At 43.8% G+C, this 18773-nt stretch carries 18 protein-coding genes; 1 reads left to right on the forward strand and 17 read right to left on the reverse strand.

Translation table 11 applies throughout. The annotated features are described in order from the left end of the window. Position 1: 1 nt before the first annotated feature. The 4 genes from cas1 to rplK all read right to left on the reverse strand — a co-directional run bounded on the left by cas1 (position 2) and on the right by rplK (position 6592). Complete coding sequence (cas1, locus tag FC83_RS11720; RefSeq protein WP_235184292.1) at positions 2–886, reverse strand: type II CRISPR-associated endonuclease Cas1; 885 nt, start codon at positions 884–886, stop codon at positions 2–4. Positions 887–1094: 208 nt separating this feature from the next. Further along, positions 1095–5195, reverse strand: coding sequence for a type II CRISPR RNA-guided endonuclease Cas9 (gene cas9 / locus FC83_RS11725; RefSeq protein WP_035453093.1), 4101 nt, complete (start codon positions 5193–5195; stop codon positions 1095–1097). A gap of 188 nt (positions 5196–5383) precedes the next feature. Next, complete coding sequence (gene rplA, locus FC83_RS11730; protein ID WP_035453090.1) at positions 5384–6073, reverse strand: 50S ribosomal protein L1; 690 nt, start codon at positions 6071–6073, stop codon at positions 5384–5386. A 93-nt stretch (positions 6074–6166) separates the two neighbouring features. After that, entirely contained in the window at positions 6167–6592 is a 426-nt protein-coding gene (gene rplK, locus FC83_RS11735; RefSeq protein ID WP_035453087.1) for a 50S ribosomal protein L11, read from the reverse strand. Between the two features lie 159 nt (positions 6593–6751). Between rplK and FC83_RS11740 the strand changes: the two genes are divergently transcribed. Then, entirely contained in the window at positions 6752–8212 is a 1461-nt protein-coding gene (locus tag FC83_RS11740; protein ID WP_057002809.1) for an amidase, read from the forward strand. Between the two features lie 16 nt (positions 8213–8228). Here the strand turns inward: FC83_RS11740 and FC83_RS11745 are convergent, their stop codons facing one another. The 13 genes from FC83_RS11745 to radA form a co-directional block, all read right to left on the reverse strand. Then, positions 8229–8567, reverse strand: coding sequence for a DsrE family protein (locus tag FC83_RS11745; protein ID WP_035453111.1), 339 nt, complete (start codon positions 8565–8567; stop codon positions 8229–8231). 59 nt (positions 8568–8626) lie between these two features. Continuing rightward, positions 8627–9514: an alpha/beta fold hydrolase gene (locus tag FC83_RS11750; protein WP_152537734.1), complete on the reverse strand. Its 888-nt coding sequence runs from the start codon at positions 9512–9514 to the stop codon at positions 8627–8629. A 24-nt stretch (positions 9515–9538) separates the two neighbouring features. Further along, positions 9539–10084 carry a transcription termination/antitermination protein NusG gene (gene nusG / locus FC83_RS11755; RefSeq protein WP_035453083.1) on the reverse strand — a complete coding sequence of 182 codons (546 nt, stop codon included), beginning with the start codon at positions 10082–10084 and terminating at the stop codon, positions 9539–9541. A gap of 108 nt (positions 10085–10192) precedes the next feature. Beyond that, positions 10193–10378 carry a preprotein translocase subunit SecE gene (gene secE, locus FC83_RS11760; protein WP_035453080.1) on the reverse strand — a complete coding sequence of 62 codons (186 nt, stop codon included), beginning with the start codon at positions 10376–10378 and terminating at the stop codon, positions 10193–10195. A gap of 42 nt (positions 10379–10420) precedes the next feature. After that, complete coding sequence (gene rpmG, locus FC83_RS16950; protein WP_081763085.1) at positions 10421–10570, reverse strand: 50S ribosomal protein L33; 150 nt, start codon at positions 10568–10570, stop codon at positions 10421–10423. An 88-nt stretch (positions 10571–10658) separates the two neighbouring features. Then, positions 10659–11240 carry a sigma-70 family RNA polymerase sigma factor gene (locus FC83_RS11765; protein WP_052004665.1) on the reverse strand — a complete coding sequence of 194 codons (582 nt, stop codon included), beginning with the start codon at positions 11238–11240 and terminating at the stop codon, positions 10659–10661. A gap of 89 nt (positions 11241–11329) precedes the next feature. Then, the gene (locus tag FC83_RS11770; RefSeq protein ID WP_057002810.1) at positions 11330–11863 is read right to left on the reverse strand and encodes an NYN domain-containing protein; all 534 of its coding nucleotides are present in this window, start codon (positions 11861–11863) and stop codon (positions 11330–11332) included. Positions 11864–11865: 2 nt separating this feature from the next. Continuing rightward, positions 11866–12654 carry a 23S rRNA (guanosine(2251)-2'-O)-methyltransferase RlmB gene (gene rlmB / locus FC83_RS11775; protein WP_236700834.1) on the reverse strand — a complete coding sequence of 263 codons (789 nt, stop codon included), beginning with the start codon at positions 12652–12654 and terminating at the stop codon, positions 11866–11868. After that, positions 12632–13045: a Mini-ribonuclease 3 gene (locus FC83_RS11780; protein ID WP_035453079.1), complete on the reverse strand. Its 414-nt coding sequence runs from the start codon at positions 13043–13045 to the stop codon at positions 12632–12634. The genes rlmB and FC83_RS11780 overlap by 23 nt, the downstream gene beginning before the upstream one ends. Beyond that, a complete protein-coding gene (cysS, locus tag FC83_RS11785) occupies positions 13042–14448 on the reverse strand; it encodes a cysteine--tRNA ligase (RefSeq protein ID WP_035453076.1) in 1407 nt (468 codons plus the stop codon). Before cysS ends, FC83_RS11780 begins: the two co-directional genes overlap by 4 nt. 153 nt (positions 14449–14601) lie before the next feature. Further along, positions 14602–16095, reverse strand: a complete 1494-nt coding sequence (gene gltX, locus FC83_RS11790; RefSeq protein ID WP_057002827.1) for a glutamate--tRNA ligase — start codon at positions 16093–16095, stop codon at positions 14602–14604. Positions 16096–16195: 100 nt separating this feature from the next. After that, positions 16196–17374 (reverse strand): PIN/TRAM domain-containing protein, encoded by a 1179-nt coding sequence (locus tag FC83_RS11795; RefSeq protein ID WP_052004663.1) that lies wholly within the window; start codon positions 17372–17374, stop codon positions 16196–16198. 32 nt (positions 17375–17406) lie between these two features. Beyond that, positions 17407–18768 (reverse strand): DNA repair protein RadA, encoded by a 1362-nt coding sequence (radA, locus tag FC83_RS11800; RefSeq protein ID WP_035453074.1) that lies wholly within the window; start codon positions 18766–18768, stop codon positions 17407–17409. Positions 18769–18773 lie beyond the last annotated feature (5 nt).

The raw sequence follows: 18773 nt of genomic DNA on the forward strand, positions 1-18773 counted from the left end.
TCTATACCTCATTTTTCAACACCCATTCTGGTAGTTCAACCCGTTTACCTGATAAATAATCCAGGGCTTGTCTTGTAACTTCCCCCATCGCATTTGTCACTGTGGATTGATGCCCATTGATTCGAACCACATCATTCAATAAATCTACTAAGGCTAATTTTTGTTCCCGTTCTAGTGGCTTGTCTCGTTGCTCATAGACCTGCCTATCCACCAACGGCCGAAAAATTTCCATTAAATCACTAGCCAAATTAAATTCGTTTTCACTACTCACATGGTGGATGCCAATTTCGGTAAGATATCCCGCCGAATGAATTTCTCTGGCCAGTGCAGCCATAAAAATCTGATAGCCATAATTTAAATGCGCATTGATCAAATTAGCGCCATCTTGACGGGTGAATGTTGCGCCAAACAACCTTGGAAAATACATTTTGGCGGCAACTGCTTCTCGATTATGGCTATCTCCCGGCGCTACCGTAGCTTGTAATTCAGCAAAACCGGTATCATTTAAGGCCAAATCTGATAAGAGACTACCTTGGTTTTCAATTTTGCGCTGCACAATCAGTTGCCATAAAGATTCCGTTCGTTTGCTATCCCAGTGAACTTGTTTTGCAATACAACGATTTCTTAATTTATTACCAAAATAACCATTTATCTCCCCCACAGGAATGCCATGATCATCGCAAAAAATCACTTTTACATTTTCCTTAAGCAATTCAGCAATACAATAGCCAGTGATGACTGCCTGAGTCGTCGCAATCAATAACACACTAATATCATTAACCGGTATCTGGGCAATATTATCTTCTGTCCGCACTTTAAGATGATTCAGCTGATAGTTAATTTTACAATGTTGCGTTATTACCACCGTTCGAAAAGCCATTTTCATTTCCTCCTCCAATATGTTAAACTAAATCTGTAGGATTCATCCCCTACAAAGATCAATCTTGAATCTATTGATCTGACATACAGCGTCAGAATAAAACAAGGCCATCGGCCAAGTTTACAGCGCTCTTTTTGAGAGTGGGGCTTATGCCCATACATATAAGCAAAAATCCTATGACACGCAATCTGGTCATAGGATTTTTAATTACCTTTTAGTTGATTGAAAAATCGTGAAATTCTTTGATACTCATAACGTCATTAAACAATCCAGTAAATGAACTGTTAATTAATTTATCTTCATCAGTCAGTGAAACACCTTTAGGATAAATAAGCCGGCCCCAGGCAGTTGACAAACCAATCTGTTTCAAGTCACTATTAGTTGCATTGGCATGTAACGCGCTTAATAACCTACTAAATACTTGTTGTTTTTGAGCAAATTTCAACTCATCAAATTTACCGATTTTACCAATCAGTTTTTCTAAGCTAGTTTGATGAGTCTTCAACGGATAGTATTGCCGTGCTTGATCAATAACATCCTTCAACAAACTTTCAAACCGCTGATCCACATCATCAAAGTGCGATTCAGCCTGCAGTCGATTCTCAGCTGTTACTTTATCCGGCGCCCCAAGCAGAATCGAAATATCTTGATAATCTGCCTTTGGTAGCCATAGTTGTCGGAAATTATGCAACTCAGTAGCTGAGGAGACCGTAACTAATGCACCATCTTTAATCAATAATTGTCCACAAGGTACGTGGGCGCGAATGACTTTCGCGTTGTCATCTCCAAGCACAGATTGCACCTTTCTTTCAAGAACACTGGCATTCTTTTTAATTTCCGGTAACCAGAGACGCAGTACATTTACTAGGCGGAATTTCTTCTTGGAATATACCAAAGCAGCGTAAGCTGGCTTCAGAGAACCAAAACCACCATATAAGTCAGCTGCTTTATCTTTACTTAACGCAACTGCCACGTGCTTATCCCCACTACCATAGCGGGTCTCATTATAGAGTGTCCCGGTTTGGTCCAAGGTCATTTTAGTCACCAGCATCTTTTTATAATCGATGACTTTCCGTAAATAAGCCACATCCTCCGGCGTCCAGACAATTTCACCGGTGGTTTGATTGGTTTGAAACTTCGTGTCAGGATTAGCCATTGACCCCACAATAAAAGTAAACGGTCGAACTTTCTTATCCTGACCGGCTTTTGCCCGGGCCCGTTGGATAATATCTTTGGTATATCGATTGTAGATATTCCCAGCCCCGTCGCTAACACGCCCCTTCTCCATAATACCCACCTTACGGCTAAATTCACCGGCTGTGGCGAATAATAAGGCATCATGGGCATGGTGATAATCATTGATATCTCGATTCTTACGAACATTCAAATAGCGCCGCATTTCAGCAGTGATTTCAGAAGGTAGAGCTTCAACTTGAGAATCGTCGTAATACTCTTTAATCAACGTTGCAACGTTTTTGATCACTTGTCGAGTTTCTACCAAAGACCGAGCAATGAAACGTTCTTTCTGGTCAGCGGAAAAATCATCGGATGTCCGGGTTAGATTATTATACTTAATGGTACTCATCAACCCGGTGTCCCTTAACTGCCGCCACCAAGCTTTGCGCTCTTGAATAAGGCTGGGCAAAAATGTCGGTGAATCTGATTTACGGGCGTTCATCTCTGAATTGACCAGTACCCGATTATCCAAACTATTATTTTTCGTATAGGCTTGCGGAATAATGTGATCAATTTGATAGTTACTGGAAATTTTAGTTATATCGATATCAGTCTCAGTGTACATATCTTTGCCTTGCTGCAGATAATATAGATACAACCGATCGTCCTTTAATTGTTCTTTGGTGAGGTCTTTTATTTCACTAGCCAGCTTGGCAAATTCTTTTTTCAGAGCCTGATTGCTATAAAGTTGTTTCAGTCGGTTGACCCGGGCATTGGTTAAATTAGACTGTTGGCTTTCCCGGGCAAACTCGATATAAATCCGGCTGGGGGCGTTCCCCACGGCCCGGGTGATTTCATCGATAATATGAAAGGCTTGATTGATACCCCGTTTAATATTCTTCGGCCCAGGCATATCTAAAATCCGTTGTTTCAAACTCAGATTATTTTCGGAACCGCTATTTTCCTGGTCCAACCAAGACTTGACCCCATATCGGTCCTTCATATCATTCACAATTTCCATAAAGTTCATTTGTGTGCCATATAATGTTTCTAAAATTGAATATTGCCCTGGTTCCCGCTCACCCTCTAAAGCCACGTGAACGATTTTACTGGTCAATAATTTTTGGGATAGTCGACCCCAACCAGTGTAATGCGTCCGGGCCAGTTGTTTGACCTGCTTTTCTGACAACTCTGGTCGCAATTTCAATTGACGTTGTAACGCTTTACGGTCCTCAAAAACCGTTTGTAATTCCACAATTTGTTCCAAGAGTGTTAAGTTTTTAGGGTCATCTACAAACTCAGCGCCAAATATCCCCACAAAATAATGGTAGGTGCTCAGCGAGCTGTTTAATTTGCGTTCGTTCACATTAGCAAAGCCACTCAATGTTACGGGGCTGCCAAATTCTGTGGTCAAATATTCTTCAATGCGTTTGACTGTAACTGTTTTATTGGTTTTAAAAACATGTTCAAAAATATCTTGCTTCACAGCAATATCTAAGCGGCGCTTTTCGATGCGAAGATTATTCAATTCTTGTAACACATTAAATTCTTGGTAGACCAGAGAATTCTTAGGTAAGGTGGGTTCTCCTAACAGATAAGTATCGGTACCAGTCATGCGCCGAATAAATTCATTCCCAGATTTGTCCCGATCAACTTTTTCCGTGTAGTTCCAAGGAGTGATGGCGCCAGGTTCTTTAGGAACCATCCAATGATTAGCGTTATTCCCCGCCACCTTGTGCTTGGGCACCAAGGGCCCCACGTAATAAGGGACGCGAAACTTCACCAAACCTTCAATTTTATTCAAAGTATGGCCATCCTGCTCAAAAGTGGCTTTTAAGAAGGGATAATATTGCCCCTGATTTTCAATAATTTGCTGCAACTCGTTTAAATGGAGTTGGTGGGGAATCGTACCATTTGCTTTGGTTCTTTGGCGGGGTAAGAATTCATTATTGTCGATTTTCAGTGAAAATTCCGACTTTTTAGCCGCTGGGATATCAGCTGCCTCAATGGCTTTAGCGAACTTCTTGCCCGCTTTCAATCGCACGTCTTCGTTGTCAGTCATCAAGTCGGCATAAGCCAGACGCAATTCCCGATTATTCTGCGGTGTTAAAACGTGGTCTTTGATATAGGTCCAGTCGGTGCGATGGCTAGCGTAGCGAGCCACCATAGCAGCTGAAATCGAGGTAGCATCCCCCAATAAGCCCTTTAAAGTCAAGCCACTGAAGGCGGCATAAAGCGTTGTCAAAAATTCGTTTTGTTCATCAGATAAAGCCGGATTATCCCCGAGAGCCGCCAGCTTCTCTTCGATATCGTTGTCAACAAATTTGAATTTAAATTCTTTTTGGTCTTCTTTGGGAATCCCATCTAACTGAAAAATAGCCATTAAGTCCACTTGATTCCCCACAAGGCCGCTTAAAATAGCCTTAAATATTCTCTTATTAGGTTGCTGGGCAGCGTTATTAAACCCCATAAGGGCCTTATTGGCCCGATCTGCAGGGGACAACGTCATGTCCGTTAACCCTTTAAAGATTATTTGTTGGTCCACTTGATCCACAATCTTGAAATCTGGGAAGGCTTGATCATAAAAAGCGGTCATTTGGTCAATAAAAGTATTAATGTCAAAGGCTTCGCTGGCATTAATTGGCCCTTCCCCTCTGAGAAAGTTCCCCCGGAACTTGATAATATGATGAATAGCCAAATAAACTTCTCTTAAATCATGTTGTGAAGTATCCGTCATTAACTTTAGCCGCAAATGATAAATGGTGGGATAGTCATCATGAAATTGGCGGTCCAGCGCAGCATCGTTAAACAAAGGCGCGGCGGAATATTTACCTTTGTTTTGTTGATCTGCTGGATGCACCCAAGCGTACTTTAACCGATGCAAAAAGTTAGGATCCACCTTAGCTAATTCTGGGGCGAATATCCCGTTCAATGCCCCCAGGCGCCAGCGCCGCCGACTTAAACGTCGCCGTGCTGTCCGAAAGCCCCGCCGTTCTTCAGCAGTCTCCGCTGGCGTAAACAAGCGCACCCCAATAACATTATTGCCCTTAGCCCGCAACAAGCGATAATTGGTGTCTAAGGCAGCGAAACCCACACTGCCTGTCCCAATATCTAAGCCTAAACTATAGTCTTTTGTCATAGTCTTACTCCAATCTATATGTACTTGCTATTATCATACCAAAAAGTAAATCAATATTACATATTTCTGAACGCTCAATCAATCTAGCCATCCTCACAGATATTGAGTCTGCTTGCCCACCATCTAACTCAATTGTTCCAACAAAAAAACGCCTATCCCAGTGGATAGACGCTAAATTAATGTTTAATTTAAAATGATGCAATATCAACTTTGACACCAGGGCCAAATGTTGAAGTGATGGACAAGCTCTTGATATAGTTCCCCTTTGCAGAAGCAGGACGAGCCCGAACAATTGTATCTTGTAAACTACGGAAGTTTTCAAGCAATTGGTCTTCTGTAAAGGATACCTTGCCGATTGGGGCATGGACGATACCTTGTTTGTCAACACGATAAGTGACTTGACCAGACTTGATATCGTTAATGGCTTTGGTAACATCCATTGTAACGGTACCAGTCTTAGGGTTAGGCATTAAGCCTTTAGGACCCAAGACACGGCCTAAACGACCAACTTTGGCCATCATAGGTGGTGTGGCAACAGCGACGTCAAAGTCTAACCAGCCGCCTTGGATCTTTTCAACTAAGTCATCAGAACCGACGATATCAGCGCCAGCTTCTTCAGCTTGTTTAGCTTGATCGCCTTCAGCAAATACGATGACTTTTTGTGTTTTACCAGTACCATTAGGTAAAACCAAAGCCCCACGAATTTGTTGGTCAGCTTGTTTTGGATCAACAGATAAGTTGTAAGCAACTTCAACAGTTGCATCAAACTTAGCATAGTTTGTTTTCTTTACTAAATCGACAGCTTCATCAACAGGATAGCTTTTGCCAGCTTCAACCTGTTTTGCTGCTTCGATGTATTTCTTGCCTCTCTTGGCCATTAAAATTTTCCTCCTTGCAAATGTGGTCACAGGGTCTACGCCCTCCCACTTGATTTCACGGTTTTAACCGCTAATCCGTCATACTAAAAGCAATTAATCTTTGACAGTGAAGCCCATGCTTCTAGCTGTACCTTCAACCATGCGCATAGCAGCTTCAACGTCTGTAGCGTTTAGGTCTTGCAGTTTTGTCTCTGCGATTTGACGAACTTGATCCTTAGTTACTTCTGCAACCTTTTTAGTATTAGGTTCGCCAGAACCGTGTTCAACACCAGCGGCTTTTTTCAATAAAACAGCGGCTGGAGGAGTCTTAGTTACGAAGTCGAATGAACGATCCTCATAAACTGTGATGACTACTGGAATTAACATACCAGCTTGGTCAGCTGTACGGGCGTTAAAATCTTTGGTGAAACCCATGATATTAATGCCGGCTTGACCTAATGCTGGACCTACTGGTGGAGCTGGTGTTGCTTTACCAGCGGGAATTTGTAATTTAACGATGTTTGCTACTTTTTTTGCCACGAGACATTGCCTCCTTTAGTCCGTGTTGTGGTATAAATGGCGATAGAAATTTCGCCTCCCACGCGTATGAAAACATACTTGAATAATATACCATGGGTCCTAACCCAAATCAAGGGGATTTATGTTAAACTGAGTTCAAAATCTCTTGGAGGTGTCTTCATGCAATCTGCCTTATCCTTGGCAAACGCTGTTCGTCAGCAGCAAGTATCCAGTATTGAACTCATTGAACAGGCTAAAAGTCGCATTGCCCAATTGAACCCTGAATTAAATGCAGTGGTTCATACCCGCTATGGGGCTGCTAAACAAGAAGCGGCCCAGCTCAAAGATACGGGTCAACCCTTTTTAGGGGTGCCATTATTGATCAAAGGCCTGGGGCAAAATATCGCCGGTAGTCCGGCCACCTTAGGTTCAAAATCATTTCAAGATACCATTGCCAAAGCCACGGACAACTATGTTCAACGCCTACAGGCCATGGGTTTTATCATCATTGGCCAGACCAATGTCCCTGAATTTGGCTTTAAAAATATCACCGATGCCCAGATTTATGGCCCGGCCAAAAATCCCTGGAACCCGGCCTTTTATTCTGGGGGCTCTTCTGGCGGGGCTGCCAGTGCCTTAGCCAGTGGCATGGTCAGTTTGGCCACTGGCAGTGATGGGGGCGGCTCCATTCGCATACCCGCTTCATTTTCGGGCTTGATTGGCCTTAAACCCACCCGGGGCCGAGTGCCGGTGGGACCGGGGGAATATCGCAGTTGGCAAGGGGCCGCTATTAATTTTGCCTTGACCACCAATGTGGCCGATACGGCCGCTTTCTTACAAGGCATCCAAACCCTACAGCCCGAAGCCCCATTTCAAACGCCGCTGATCCCGGCGACTGACTTTCAGACCATGACCACCCCACCAGCCCATTTAAGGGTCGCCTTCACCACAGAATCCCCCGTGGGGTCCCCGGTCAGTGCCGCGGCTAAAAACGCGGTTTTAGAAGCCGTCAACCTGCTGGCAAACCAAGGTTATGCAGTCACCGAAATCAAACCCAATCTCGATGGTCGGCAATTAATGGATAGTTATTTTGTCATGAATGATGGGGAAACCGCCGCCATGGTGGCGGCCTTTGAGCACCTAGGCAAGCAAGCCATCACCAAGGACCAAATGGAACCCATCTCCTGGGCCATTTATCAAGCTGGTTTAAGCACCACAGCAGCCGAATATAGTTTGGCGTTAAGTAGTTGGGACCAAGCGGCAGCCACCATGGTGGCCTTCTTTGACGACTATGACGTCTATCTTACCCCCACCACGGCTAAAACTGCGCCAGCATTGGCGCACCAATTCCAGTCCCCACTGCTGCAGGCCCAAATTGCCCAAGTCGAAAATTTAAGCCCTAAAGAACGGCAAAATTTGGTTTACGACTTCTTTTATGACAGTTTAACCTACTCGCCCTTTACCCAATTGGCTAATTTAACTGGGCAGCCAGCCATTAGTTTACCCACGTATGTGGATAAAAAATCGGGGTTGCCCCTGGGGATTCAATTCATGGCCAATAAGGGGCAAGAAGGCCGGTTATTGCAATTGGCCGCGTTGTTTGAAAACCAAGGCTGTTTCAAATTGCTCGCCCAACTATAAGCCATACCCAATGACCTTAAGGCTTAATATAACGGTAGCCCGCATCTTGTAGAGCAATTAAATCGGCTACGCCCGCTGGCACTACCAGCACCCCTGCAGGTAGGAAATCTGGGGTAATATCGTGACTGGCCATGGCATTTTGGCAGGCGTGGAAATGAATGCCTTGTTGTTGCAGTATCGCGATCTTAGCTTGTAACTGGGCTTGGAGGTAGCCCGTAATGGCCGCCCCATTCACCAGGACCACCACATCGTAAGTCAGCTGCTGGGCCTGGCCGTATTGCCAGAGATTCTGCACGTTAGCCAAGGCGTGGGGCCATTTATCTAATTCGTCAATATGAAAAACTGCTTTGGGCATGTCAATCACCTTTCTTCATCCTATTTAAAAAGCTCAACGCCTGGCCTTCTAAAAGAACGCTAGGGTTGAGCTTTTTCGTTGCGCCATAAAAAATCCACAATATTTTCATCCACTAACGCATTTTCATGGAGTAAACTGTGGGCGGCTCCGGGGCCGCGCATCAAAGCTTGGGCATAGTGATGCTTTGTGCCCTGCAAAATGAAGGCCAAAGCAAAGCTACTATCCGAAGAAACACTGCCATCGTGTTGCACCCGGGTACTGGGTAAAATATTGCCCACAATGTTCAAAAAATCGATGGGCTTGGGGATACGGTCAATATTGTCCTTTAGGAACTGATAAATGGGTGTCCGATGTTCCGGGCCTTTACGGGTCAAGCGGTAACTGAAAATCTCGCGTTCATCCCGGCCCAGTTCAAAATCATTGAAGGGTCCAGCAATGGTCACCACCTTAGCCACTTGGGGTAGTTTGGGCGTATTGCCAAAACGAGCACAATAAGCCACCACCGTCACTGCCCCCATGGAGTGGCCCACCAGGTTCACCCGGGGGATACCTTCATGATACAAATACGCCAACAAATTATGCAGCCATTCGGTCTGAGCCCAAACATTAGCGGTACCCTTTTTAAAAAGAACCTGAATCGTGGGGTTTAACGCGCCCCCCAATTGGCCCTTCCAAGTAAAACGGCCATCGGCGAAAACCTTTACCACTGCCACCTTATCAGCGACTTGGCTGCGTTCAAAACGCTGCAGCATATGGCCAAAGGAATAACGGTTACCCCGGTAGCCGTGGACAAAAATGGTAGGGATATTCGTATAGCGAATATCTGGTTGTTTTTGAATGGTTTTATAAGGCACTGTCCCCATCCGAGTGAAATCCACCACAAAGAACACCAGGCCACTTAAAAAAATCAGGCCCAATAACGTCACAAGGTAAAATAAATACGACACATTTATCACGACCAGCCAAGTTAATTACAGCTTGTCCACCTGATCAAAGTCTAATTCAGCACTTGTCTCACGGCCAAACATATCAATATTAACTTTCAATTTTAATTTTTCATTATCCACTTCTGTGACTTTCCCAACTAAACCAGAAAAAGCCCCTTCAGAAATTTTAACAGATTCGCCATTTTCAAAGTCAATGTCTGAATGCCGTTTGCTCATCCCTAATTGATGTAAGATGTTTTGAATCTCTTCATCCAACAATGGTGCTGGTTTACTACCAGCCCCGTGGCTACCCACGAAACCAGTGACCCCAGGGGTATTCCGCACAACGAACCAGGATTGATCGGTCATGACCATTTCCACTAGGACATAGCCCGGAAAAGTCTTTTTCATGATTTCTTTGTCCTTACCGTTCTTGATTTCATGTTCTTCTTCTTCAGGAACGACTACCCGGAAAATAAAATCTTCCATGCCCATGGTGTGGGCCCGAGATTCCAAGTTAGCCTTTACTTTATTTTCATAGCCAGAGTAAGTATGCAAAACATACCAATTTTTTTCAGCTGATTCAACCATTAATATTTTTCTCCTTTAATTTTAAGCCAAAATAAAAAAACTCCACAGAAGTTGGAAGTTTTTCTAAATACATTATACCAAATAATTTAGGAAATACCTATCCTAAGATTATTTTAAAATGAAATGTTCCAATAAGAAGGTGATGACCCAGCCTACGATCCCAAAGAAAATAGCGAACATTAAGGATGTCATGATAACCGTTGTGGTATCATGGCGATTCTCTTTGGCTGTTGGCCAAGTGGTCAACTTCATTTCAGTAATAACGCCCTTAACAAAATTCGTAAATCTCTTCATAAAATCCCTCTATTTGGTCATTAATTTTACACAAACTCACTGCTATTTCGTTTCTTTATGCAAGGTGTACTTACCACAATACTTGCAAAATTTTTTTACCTCTAAGCGTGATTCTCGAGTCGTACTAACTTTAATTGAATAATTCCGCGACCCGCAGACGGTACATGCTAGAGCAGCTTTTCTTACTGGCATCTTAGCCCTCCAAATTAAATACGGAAGCAATAAACATACAGTCCACTTTAGCATGTTACAGGGGGATAAGTCAATTTTAAAATATAATTTAGCCAGTTTCTTCTTGTAAAAATCGTTTAAATTTTTGGCGAACGCGCTGTTGGGCATTTTTTAAACTCATCAAATTAATATTGTGGCTTTCCCAAATTTCAGCTGGGGTTTTCTGCCCCATGATATACAGTAGTGCCTGGGATTCAACTGGGGATAAGCCGGCGCAAAAAGCGCGAAAATCCGCCAAAATCACCGTTGGGTTCCGGGACAATAAAACTAATCCCTTTTGCCGCAATTCTTGATCTTCAACAGTCATTTTATCCCAAGACGTACAATAAATATCCCCTTGGCGCTTCTTAGCAAACTGCTTACGTAACTTTGAATGGATATGATTTTGAAACCGCAATTTATAAAAGCTGCCAAATTTTGAGCCGGTAGAAGGATCGAACTTGCGGCAGGTCAATAAACATTCCAGACGGGCTTCTTGCATCCAATCATCTGCGTCATAAAGATGCAAGTGGTAACGATTGATGATGTTATGAATCAATGGTCGATACTTATTCACCAAACGTTCTAAAGCGTCAGAACTACCCGCAACTACCTGTAAAACAAGCTCATTTTCCTGATGGAAATCTAACATAGTCGGCTCCATTCCGTTGGGTAAAACGGCTTGTTAAAAGTGTAGCATAGAACGGCAGTACTAAAAAGAAAACGGGCGTTCAAAATTTATTAGGCTTTAGGATGATGATCAATATTATCTCTGATTTTTTCCAACAGCAACATCTGCCGTCTAGACCAAGGTGAGTTCCGGCGATTAAAGGCATCGTAGTGCTTAGCATCCGATTGAATTTCTTCTCTGGTACGTTTCATCTGGCGATATAATTCAAACGCCGAGATTCTAAGAGCCCCTCTGGAAAACACCGTCCACTGTTCGGCTTGATCGCTAGTGGCCACGGTGACTTGATTTAAGGGCTGATTCAACTCCCCGGCTAAGTGTTCAATATAACTATCGGCCGTTTGATCTTCTTTGGTATAAGTGACCTCAATATTGAAGCGGGTGAAATCCTCTTTGATTCCTGGCACATACATTGCATCAAAAATTAAAATAATTCGAATATCCGGCTCATACTTTTTATATTCTGAAAGCACATCTAACAGGGTATCTCTGGCATCTTTTAAATGATTTTCTTTCTTCATTTTAGCCAGTTCCGGCCAATTGCCAATCATGTTGTAACCATCTACAATTAGGATTTCATGTCGCATACTTATTCCTCCAATTTATGTCTGGAGTTATACGCCTGGTAGAGTAAAACGCCGGCGGCAACACTGGCGTTTAAACTTTGGACGTGGCCTACCATGGGGATGCTTAAAGTGGCATCCATCAACTTGGCGACACCTGGGGAAATCCCCTTACCTTCGTTACCAATCACCAAAGCCGTGGCCCCATTGGCATCCCAAGTCCGATAATCGGCGCCACTCATGGCCGTGCCAAAAATCCAAAAGCCTAAGTCTTTGAGCTTTTTAATGGTTTGGGCTAAGTTGGTGACCCGAACCACCGGCACGTAATTCATGGCCCCTGTGGAGGTCTTGGCCACCACGTCGGTCAAAGTCGCTGAACGGCGCTTAGGGATAATGACCCCATGGACACCCATGGCATCACAGGTCCGTAAAATCGACCCTAAATTATGGGGATCTTCCAAATTGTCTAAGATCACAATTAACGGCGCTTCTTCTTGTAACTTGGCTTTATCCAAAACATCTGCCAGTTGGGCATAAGGAATCGGACTCACGGCCACCACGATGCCTTGGTGATTTTCTGGGGTCAATTGGTCCAATTTTGCCTTAGGGACCCGTTGTAAAATCAAATGTTGGGCCTTAGCTAAGGTTTCCACTTGGCGGGCAAAGTTAGGCTGAATGTTCTCCAGTAAAAATATTTTATTAATGCGATCACTTTGATCGCTTTCCAATAATGAAATCGTCGCATGCCGGCCGTAGATGAAATCATCTCGCTGCACTGGCTCATCGCGCCGATCATTTATTTGTCTGTTGCTCACGCGTTCTCCCCGCTTCCACTTGGGCAATGCACCAATTTGCTAATTCATCGATGCGTTGCGTTTGTTGTTCTAATTTCAAATAGCCAAAAACCGCTTCAAAACCGGTGGAACGCCGATAAGTCGTGGCATCCGTATTCTTGGCTTTCGTATAACTTTTGGCATTTCGACCGCGTTTAAACATGGTCCACTCCGCTTCGGTCAAAAAGTCATCATCTGCCATCAAATAAATCAAGGCGCTTTGGGCCTTAGCAGACACGTATTCCTTTGCGGTGCGCTGTAAGAGGCTAGGTTTGGTTATCCCTTTATTTAACAAGTGCTCGCGAACAAACACTTCATACACGGCATCCCCTAAATAAGCGAGATCAATGCCATTTAACAATACTGGATTCATGCGCGGCGCCACCTCGTTCCTTGGGCAGTATCTTCTAAAAGAATGCCCTTTGCTTTTAATTCATCCCGGATCTCATCACTTCTGGCAAAGTCTTTATGCTTGCGGGCTAAGTTGCGTTGGTTGATTAAATCCTCGACATCTTCATCCAATAAAGAATTGCCCGCAAAACTTAGGCCAAACACATTGGTCAAATCTTCAAAAGTGCCTTGTAGCAACTCCAAAGTGCCAATTTTAGCCTGCGGTTCATTGGCATAAGTATTCATCACCCGGACCAATTCATAAAGCTGCGTCATGGCATTTTGGGCATTAAAATCATCATCCATGGCCGCTACAAAAGCCCCTTTGATGGTGGCCACGGCTTGTTCCACAGCGGTATCACTGCCAGGAATAGCATCTTTGAAACGATAATTGATATTGGTCAGGGCATTTTGCAATTTAGCCAAGTTGGCCTTGGCATCGGCTAAATTCTCTTCAGAATATCGAATTGGCCGCCGATATTGGGTCGTGGCCATTAAAAAGCGCAATACTTGAGGGGCAACGGTTTTTACCAATTCATGGACGGTGACAAAATTCCCCAGAGATTTGGACATTTTTTCATCATCGGCACCAATCGTCACAAAGCCGTTATGCAGCCAATAATTGGCAAATTTTTTACCCGTAGCCGCTTCACTTTGGGCAATTTCGTTTTCATGATGGGGAAATTCTAAATCTTGACCCCCGCCATGGATATCTAAAGTATCCCCTAAATATTTGATCGACATCACGGAGCATTCAATGTGCCAACCGGGACGGCCTTTGCCCCAAGGCGAGTCCCAAAAAATCTCTTGGGGTTTCGCTGCTTTCCAGAGGGTAAAATCAATGGGGTCTTCTTTTTTGGCAAACTCCGTGTCGTTGATATGCTGACTGGCCCCTTGTTCTAATTCATCAATATTTTGATCGGACAATTCCCCATAGTTTTTAAACTTGCGGGCCCGGTAGTACACATCTCCGTCCACCGCATAGGCATAACCCTTATCGATCAGGGTCTGAATAAAGGTGATGATTTCGGGGATATTTTCGCTAGCCCGGGGATTCACCGTGGCCGGTTCCACATTTAACTTGGCCCCGTCGGCTTTAAAAGCCTCAATATAACGTTGGGCCACTTGGGAAACCGTGGTTTTTTCCAAGTTCGCTTCTTTGATCAATTTATCGTCCACATCAGTAAAGTTGGACACATAATCCACCTTGTATCCCAAGTATTCTAGGTAACGTCGAATGGTATCAAAGGCAATGATACTGCGGGCGTTACCAATGTGAATATAATTGTAAACCGTGGGCCCACAGACATACATACGCACCACATTTGGTTTTTGTGACTTGAATACTTCTTTTTGGCGGGTCAGCGTGTTGAATACACGTAACATAACACCATTCCCCCTTCATTTTTTCTAATTAGCTTAATTCTACTAGAAATCAACGGAAAAACAAATTAAAGTACGCCTGATAGCTTGATAGCCCAATAAAAAAACATTTAGGCCATTGAGCCTAAATGCTTTTAAACAACGCCAAGGCGTTAATTAAAATGTACTCATTTGTTGCAAGGTTTCATCTAAGTGGGCCAACACTTTGGCCTTGCCTAACAATTCCACAGACTCAGCTAATTGCGGCCCGTGCATCTCTCTAGTAGTAGCAATCCGAATTGGCATGTACAACTTCCGCCCCCGGATACCTGTTTCATGTTGAATATCATAAATGATATTTTGAATCCGATTAGCCGTAAAGATTTCTAAGGCATCAATTTTAGCTTGGAATGCTTTTAAAACCGTTGGGGCTGTATCGGTGGATAATTCAGCGATGGCATCAGCGTCTAAAGCTGGTGGTTCTAAGAAGAAGATTTCAGATAAGTCGATGATTTGTTGCGTATAACTCATTTGATCGGCAAATAATGCCACCAATTGGCGAACCCATTCAATGGTCTTAGTATCTGGTGTGGCATCAATGCGTTTAGCTTCAATCAAGTTTTCCAGGGCTAAGTCAGAGATCAAACTTGGATTGGCTTTTTTAACATATTGATTATTGATCCATTCCAATTTCTTTTGATCAAAGGCAGCCGGCGACTTGCTAAGGCGATGTTCATCAAATAACTTAATGAACTGCTTCTTGGTAAAGATCTCATCTTCACCCTTAGGTGACCAGCCTAATAAGGTAATGAAGTTAAACATGGCATCTGGTAAGTAGCCTAATTCCCGATATTGTTCGATGAATTGCAGGACACTTTCATCCCGTTTGCTTAATTTCTTACCAGTAGCCGCGTTGATGATCAAGGTCATATGGCCAAACTTAGGTGGGGTCCAACCAAAGGCTTCATAGATCATTAATTGTTTAGGTGTGTTGGCAATATGATCATCCCCCCGTAACACATGGGTGATTTCCATCAGATGATCGTCTACCACAACAGCAAAGTTATAGGTTGGCATGCCGTCACGTTTTTGAATGACAAAATCCCCACCGATGGTCTTGCCTTCGATGTCAATTTTGCCTTTGACAATATCATCCCACACATAGCTCTTATCCGTTGGCACGTGGAAACGAATCACGGGTTGTAAGCCCTTAGCCTTGGCGTCGGCAATGGCTTGGGACTTTTCAGCATCAGACATACCTTCGTATTCATAAACGTAATGGGGCATTTCGCCCCGAGCTTTTTGGCCTTCTCGTTGTGCTTCTAATTCTGCTTCAGTTTTGTAAGATTCATAGGCATAGCCTTCATCCACCAACTTTTGGATCAAAGGTGTGTAGATATCACGGCGTTCAGACTGCCGATAAGGCCCAAAGTCGCCACCAACGTCTGGTCCTTCATCCCAATCAATGCCCAGCCAATGTAACATATCAATCTGGCTTTTTTCGCCACCTTCGATATTACGTTTCGTATCTGTATCTTCGATCCGTAAAACCAAAGTACCATTATTGTGTCTTGCAAATAAATAATTAAACAATGCGGTGCGGGCGTTGCCGATATGCAAATGTCCAGTTGGACTTGGGGCATAACGCACGCGAATCTTTGAATCTGCCAAATTTCTAACCTCTTTCATGTCTTAAAAACTTCCAAAAAATAGTTTAACTGCAATTGCCTGAAAAGACAAATCAAATCCGAATTTCAGTCCAGCCAAAAGTTTATTTTGAATTAGCTTTCTTAGCTGGTTTATCCTCGCCATCGTGGGCATTAGTGATCCCGCGTTGCTGGTGGGCAGGCCGGGCAAAGATCATTCGACCAGCAGAAGTTTGTAAGGCACTGGTGACGATGACATCAATATCTTTATTAATGTAATATTGACCATCTTCGACGACCACCATGGTGCCATCTTCTTGATAAGCCACCCCTTGCTGACGTTCTGTCCCTGATTTCACCACCATGACGTGGAGGCTTTCCCCAGGTAAAATCTCTGGTTTCAAAGCATTCGCCAGTTGATTGATGTTGAGGACCGGAACGTTTTGGAATTCGCTGACTTTATTTAAATTGAAGTCATTGGTCACCACAATACCGTCGATCAATTTGGCTAATTTGATCAATTTGGTATCGACTTCAGTCAAATTTTCAAAATCACCGTCATACATTTCCACGGAGATCTCTTTGTCATCTTTCATCTCATTTAAGATGTCTAAGCCCCGACGACCCCGAGCCCGTTTCAAGCTGTCTGAGGAGTCAGAAATCAGCTGCAATTCATGGACCACAAATTCAGGCACCAATAACTTGCCTTCAATAAAACCAGTTTTAGCAATATCGTAAATCCGACCATCAATGATAACACTGGTGTCTAAAATTTTATATTTCCGAAAATTATCATCCGCCCGGCGTTCTAAAATCTTGCCATCAGTATCCCGGCTCTTGCTAGCATCGGCTGTATCCCGTCGCCGCAATTGGAACAAACGCTGCCAATCTTCTCGGCGCAGCGTCCCCACTCTAAAGCCTAAATAACCTAGCCCGATCATTAAGATAATGGGCACGGTTGGATTTAACAACACCAAGTTCATCCGATAAAATGGGATGGATAAAACATTAGCTAAAACTAAGCCTAGGATCGTAAACAATGAACCGAATAATAGATATGTTGGCGTTTGTTTATTGAGATAGTTTTCAGCGCGGTTGATCAACTTGACAAACCAATCTCCTGCAAATATCGAAATAATATAAAAAATAATTGCGCCAATGGCCGCATGAATCACTTCAGAAATCACGGGCATGGTAAATATTGCTGGTGCCACGGGCATCACAGCCCACACGATTGGAAATAAGTTGACGCCAATCGCCGCCCCTACAAGGGCAAATAAAACACGTACTACAATTTTCTTCATAAATTTCACCACCTTTCAAAATTTTCCATCAATTAAAATACCAATTTCAACGTTTGGGCTAAGGTTTTGACCCCCACCACTTCAATATCCTTCGGGGGTTCCCAGCGACTTAAATTGTTCTTGGGCACAAACGCTCGCTTGAAGCCCAGTTTAGCCGCTTCTTTGACCCGCTGCTCGATGCGGTTGACCCGGCGCACTTCCCCGGTCAAACCAATTTCACCAATGAAACAATCGGTGGGCAATACCCCCATGTCCTTATAACTGGAAGCAATGGAGACAGCCATAGCTAAATCAATGGCAGGTTCGTTTAGTTTCACACCACCAGTGGCCTTTAAATAAGCATCTTGATTTTGTAACATCAAGTTGGCCCGTTTCTCCAGAACCGCCATGATCAAAGAGACCCGGTTGTAATCTAGCCCCGAAGCGGTCCGCTTAGCATTGCCAAACAAGGTGGGGGTGATCAAAGATTGGATCTCCACTAAAATCGGTCGCGTACCTTCCATGGACACTACCACCGCTGACCCATTGGCATTTTGCAGCCGCTCTTCTAAGAAAACCTCAGAAGGATTGGCCACTTCAATGAGACCATCCCCCTGCATTTCAAAGATCCCAATTTCGTTAGTGGAGCCAAAACGGTTTTTCACTGACCGTAATATACGGTAAGTATGGTGCATATCCCCTTCAAAATACAACACGGTGTCCACCATGTGTTCTAGGATTTTGGGCCCGGCGATATTGCCTTCTTTGGTAACATGCCCCACGATAAAGGTGGTGACTTGCTTACTTTTAGCAATGCGCATGAGTTCAGCGGTAATTTCCCGAACTTGAGACACACTGCCCACCACCGAATTCAAAGAGGGTTCATTCATGGTTTGAATGGAGTCGATCACTAAGAAGTCCGGTTTGATCTCATCAATGGTTTGTTTAATATTACCCATATCATTTTCAGGATAAATATATAAATTATCACCACTGACATTGAGCCGATCCGCCCGCAATTTAATTTGCGAAGCACTTTCTTCCCCGGAGACGTAAAGCACTTTACCACCGGTGGCTTGAAGTTGACCGGAAACCTGCAGCAATAAAGTGGACTTACCGATACCAGGATCCCCACCAATCAGGACCAAAGAGCCTAACACCACCCCACCGCCTAAGACCCGGTTGAACTCGCCAAGTTTGGTTTTCACCCGGGGTTCTTTGGTGATATTCACATCCGTGAGTTTTTGGGGTTTGGCCACAGTACCGGTGACTTGGTTAAAAGCTTTGACCTGTGGGGCAGTCGCCACTTCTTCAACCATTTGATTCCAAGCCCCACACTCTGGGCAACGCCCTAAGTAGCGTGGGGAGATATACCCACAATTTTGACAAACATATTGTGTCTTTGTTTTGGCCATATTTT

The sequence above is a fragment of the Agrilactobacillus composti DSM 18527 = JCM 14202 genome (genome assembly GCF_001436375.1).
In the GTDB taxonomy this organism is placed as follows: Bacteria; Bacillota; Bacilli; order Lactobacillales; family Lactobacillaceae; genus Agrilactobacillus; species Agrilactobacillus composti.

Bases quoted from the DNA above. Each gene is read 5' to 3' on its own strand.
- rpmG (WP_081763085.1), bottom strand. From the start codon at position 10,570: ATGCCAGTAAGAAAAGCTGCTCTAGCATGTACCGTCTGCGGGTCGCGG.
- FC83_RS11770 (WP_057002810.1), bottom strand. From the start codon at position 11,863: ATGCGACATGAAATCCTAATTGTAGATGGTTACAACATGATTGGCAAT.
- rplA (WP_035453090.1), bottom strand. From the start codon at position 6,073: ATGGCCAAGAGAGGCAAGAAATACATCGAAGCAGCAAAACAGGTTGAA.
- nusG (WP_035453083.1), bottom strand. From the start codon at position 10,084: ATGGTTGAATCAGCTGAAAAAAATTGGTATGTTTTGCATACTTACTCT.
- FC83_RS11765 (WP_052004665.1), bottom strand. From the start codon at position 11,240: ATGTTAGATTTCCATCAGGAAAATGAGCTTGTTTTACAGGTAGTTGCG.
- secE (WP_035453080.1), bottom strand. From the start codon at position 10,378: ATGAAGAGATTTACGAATTTTGTTAAGGGCGTTATTACTGAAATGAAG.
- cysS (WP_035453076.1), bottom strand. From the start codon at position 14,448: ATGTTACGTGTATTCAACACGCTGACCCGCCAAAAAGAAGTATTCAAG.
- FC83_RS11795 (WP_052004663.1), bottom strand. From the start codon at position 17,374: ATGAAGAAAATTGTAGTACGTGTTTTATTTGCCCTTGTAGGGGCGGCG.
- FC83_RS11745 (WP_035453111.1), bottom strand. From the start codon at position 8,567: ATGCCCAAAGCAGTTTTTCATATTGACGAATTAGATAAATGGCCCCAC.
- FC83_RS11780 (WP_035453079.1), bottom strand. From the start codon at position 13,045: ATGAATCCAGTATTGTTAAATGGCATTGATCTCGCTTATTTAGGGGAT.
- FC83_RS11740 (WP_057002809.1), top strand. From the start codon at position 6,752: ATGCAATCTGCCTTATCCTTGGCAAACGCTGTTCGTCAGCAGCAAGTA.
- cas1 (WP_235184292.1), bottom strand. From the start codon at position 886: ATGAAAATGGCTTTTCGAACGGTGGTAATAACGCAACATTGTAAAATT.
- cas9 (WP_035453093.1), bottom strand. From the start codon at position 5,195: ATGACAAAAGACTATAGTTTAGGCTTAGATATTGGGACAGGCAGTGTG.
- radA (WP_035453074.1), bottom strand. From the start codon at position 18,768: ATGGCCAAAACAAAGACACAATATGTTTGTCAAAATTGTGGGTATATC.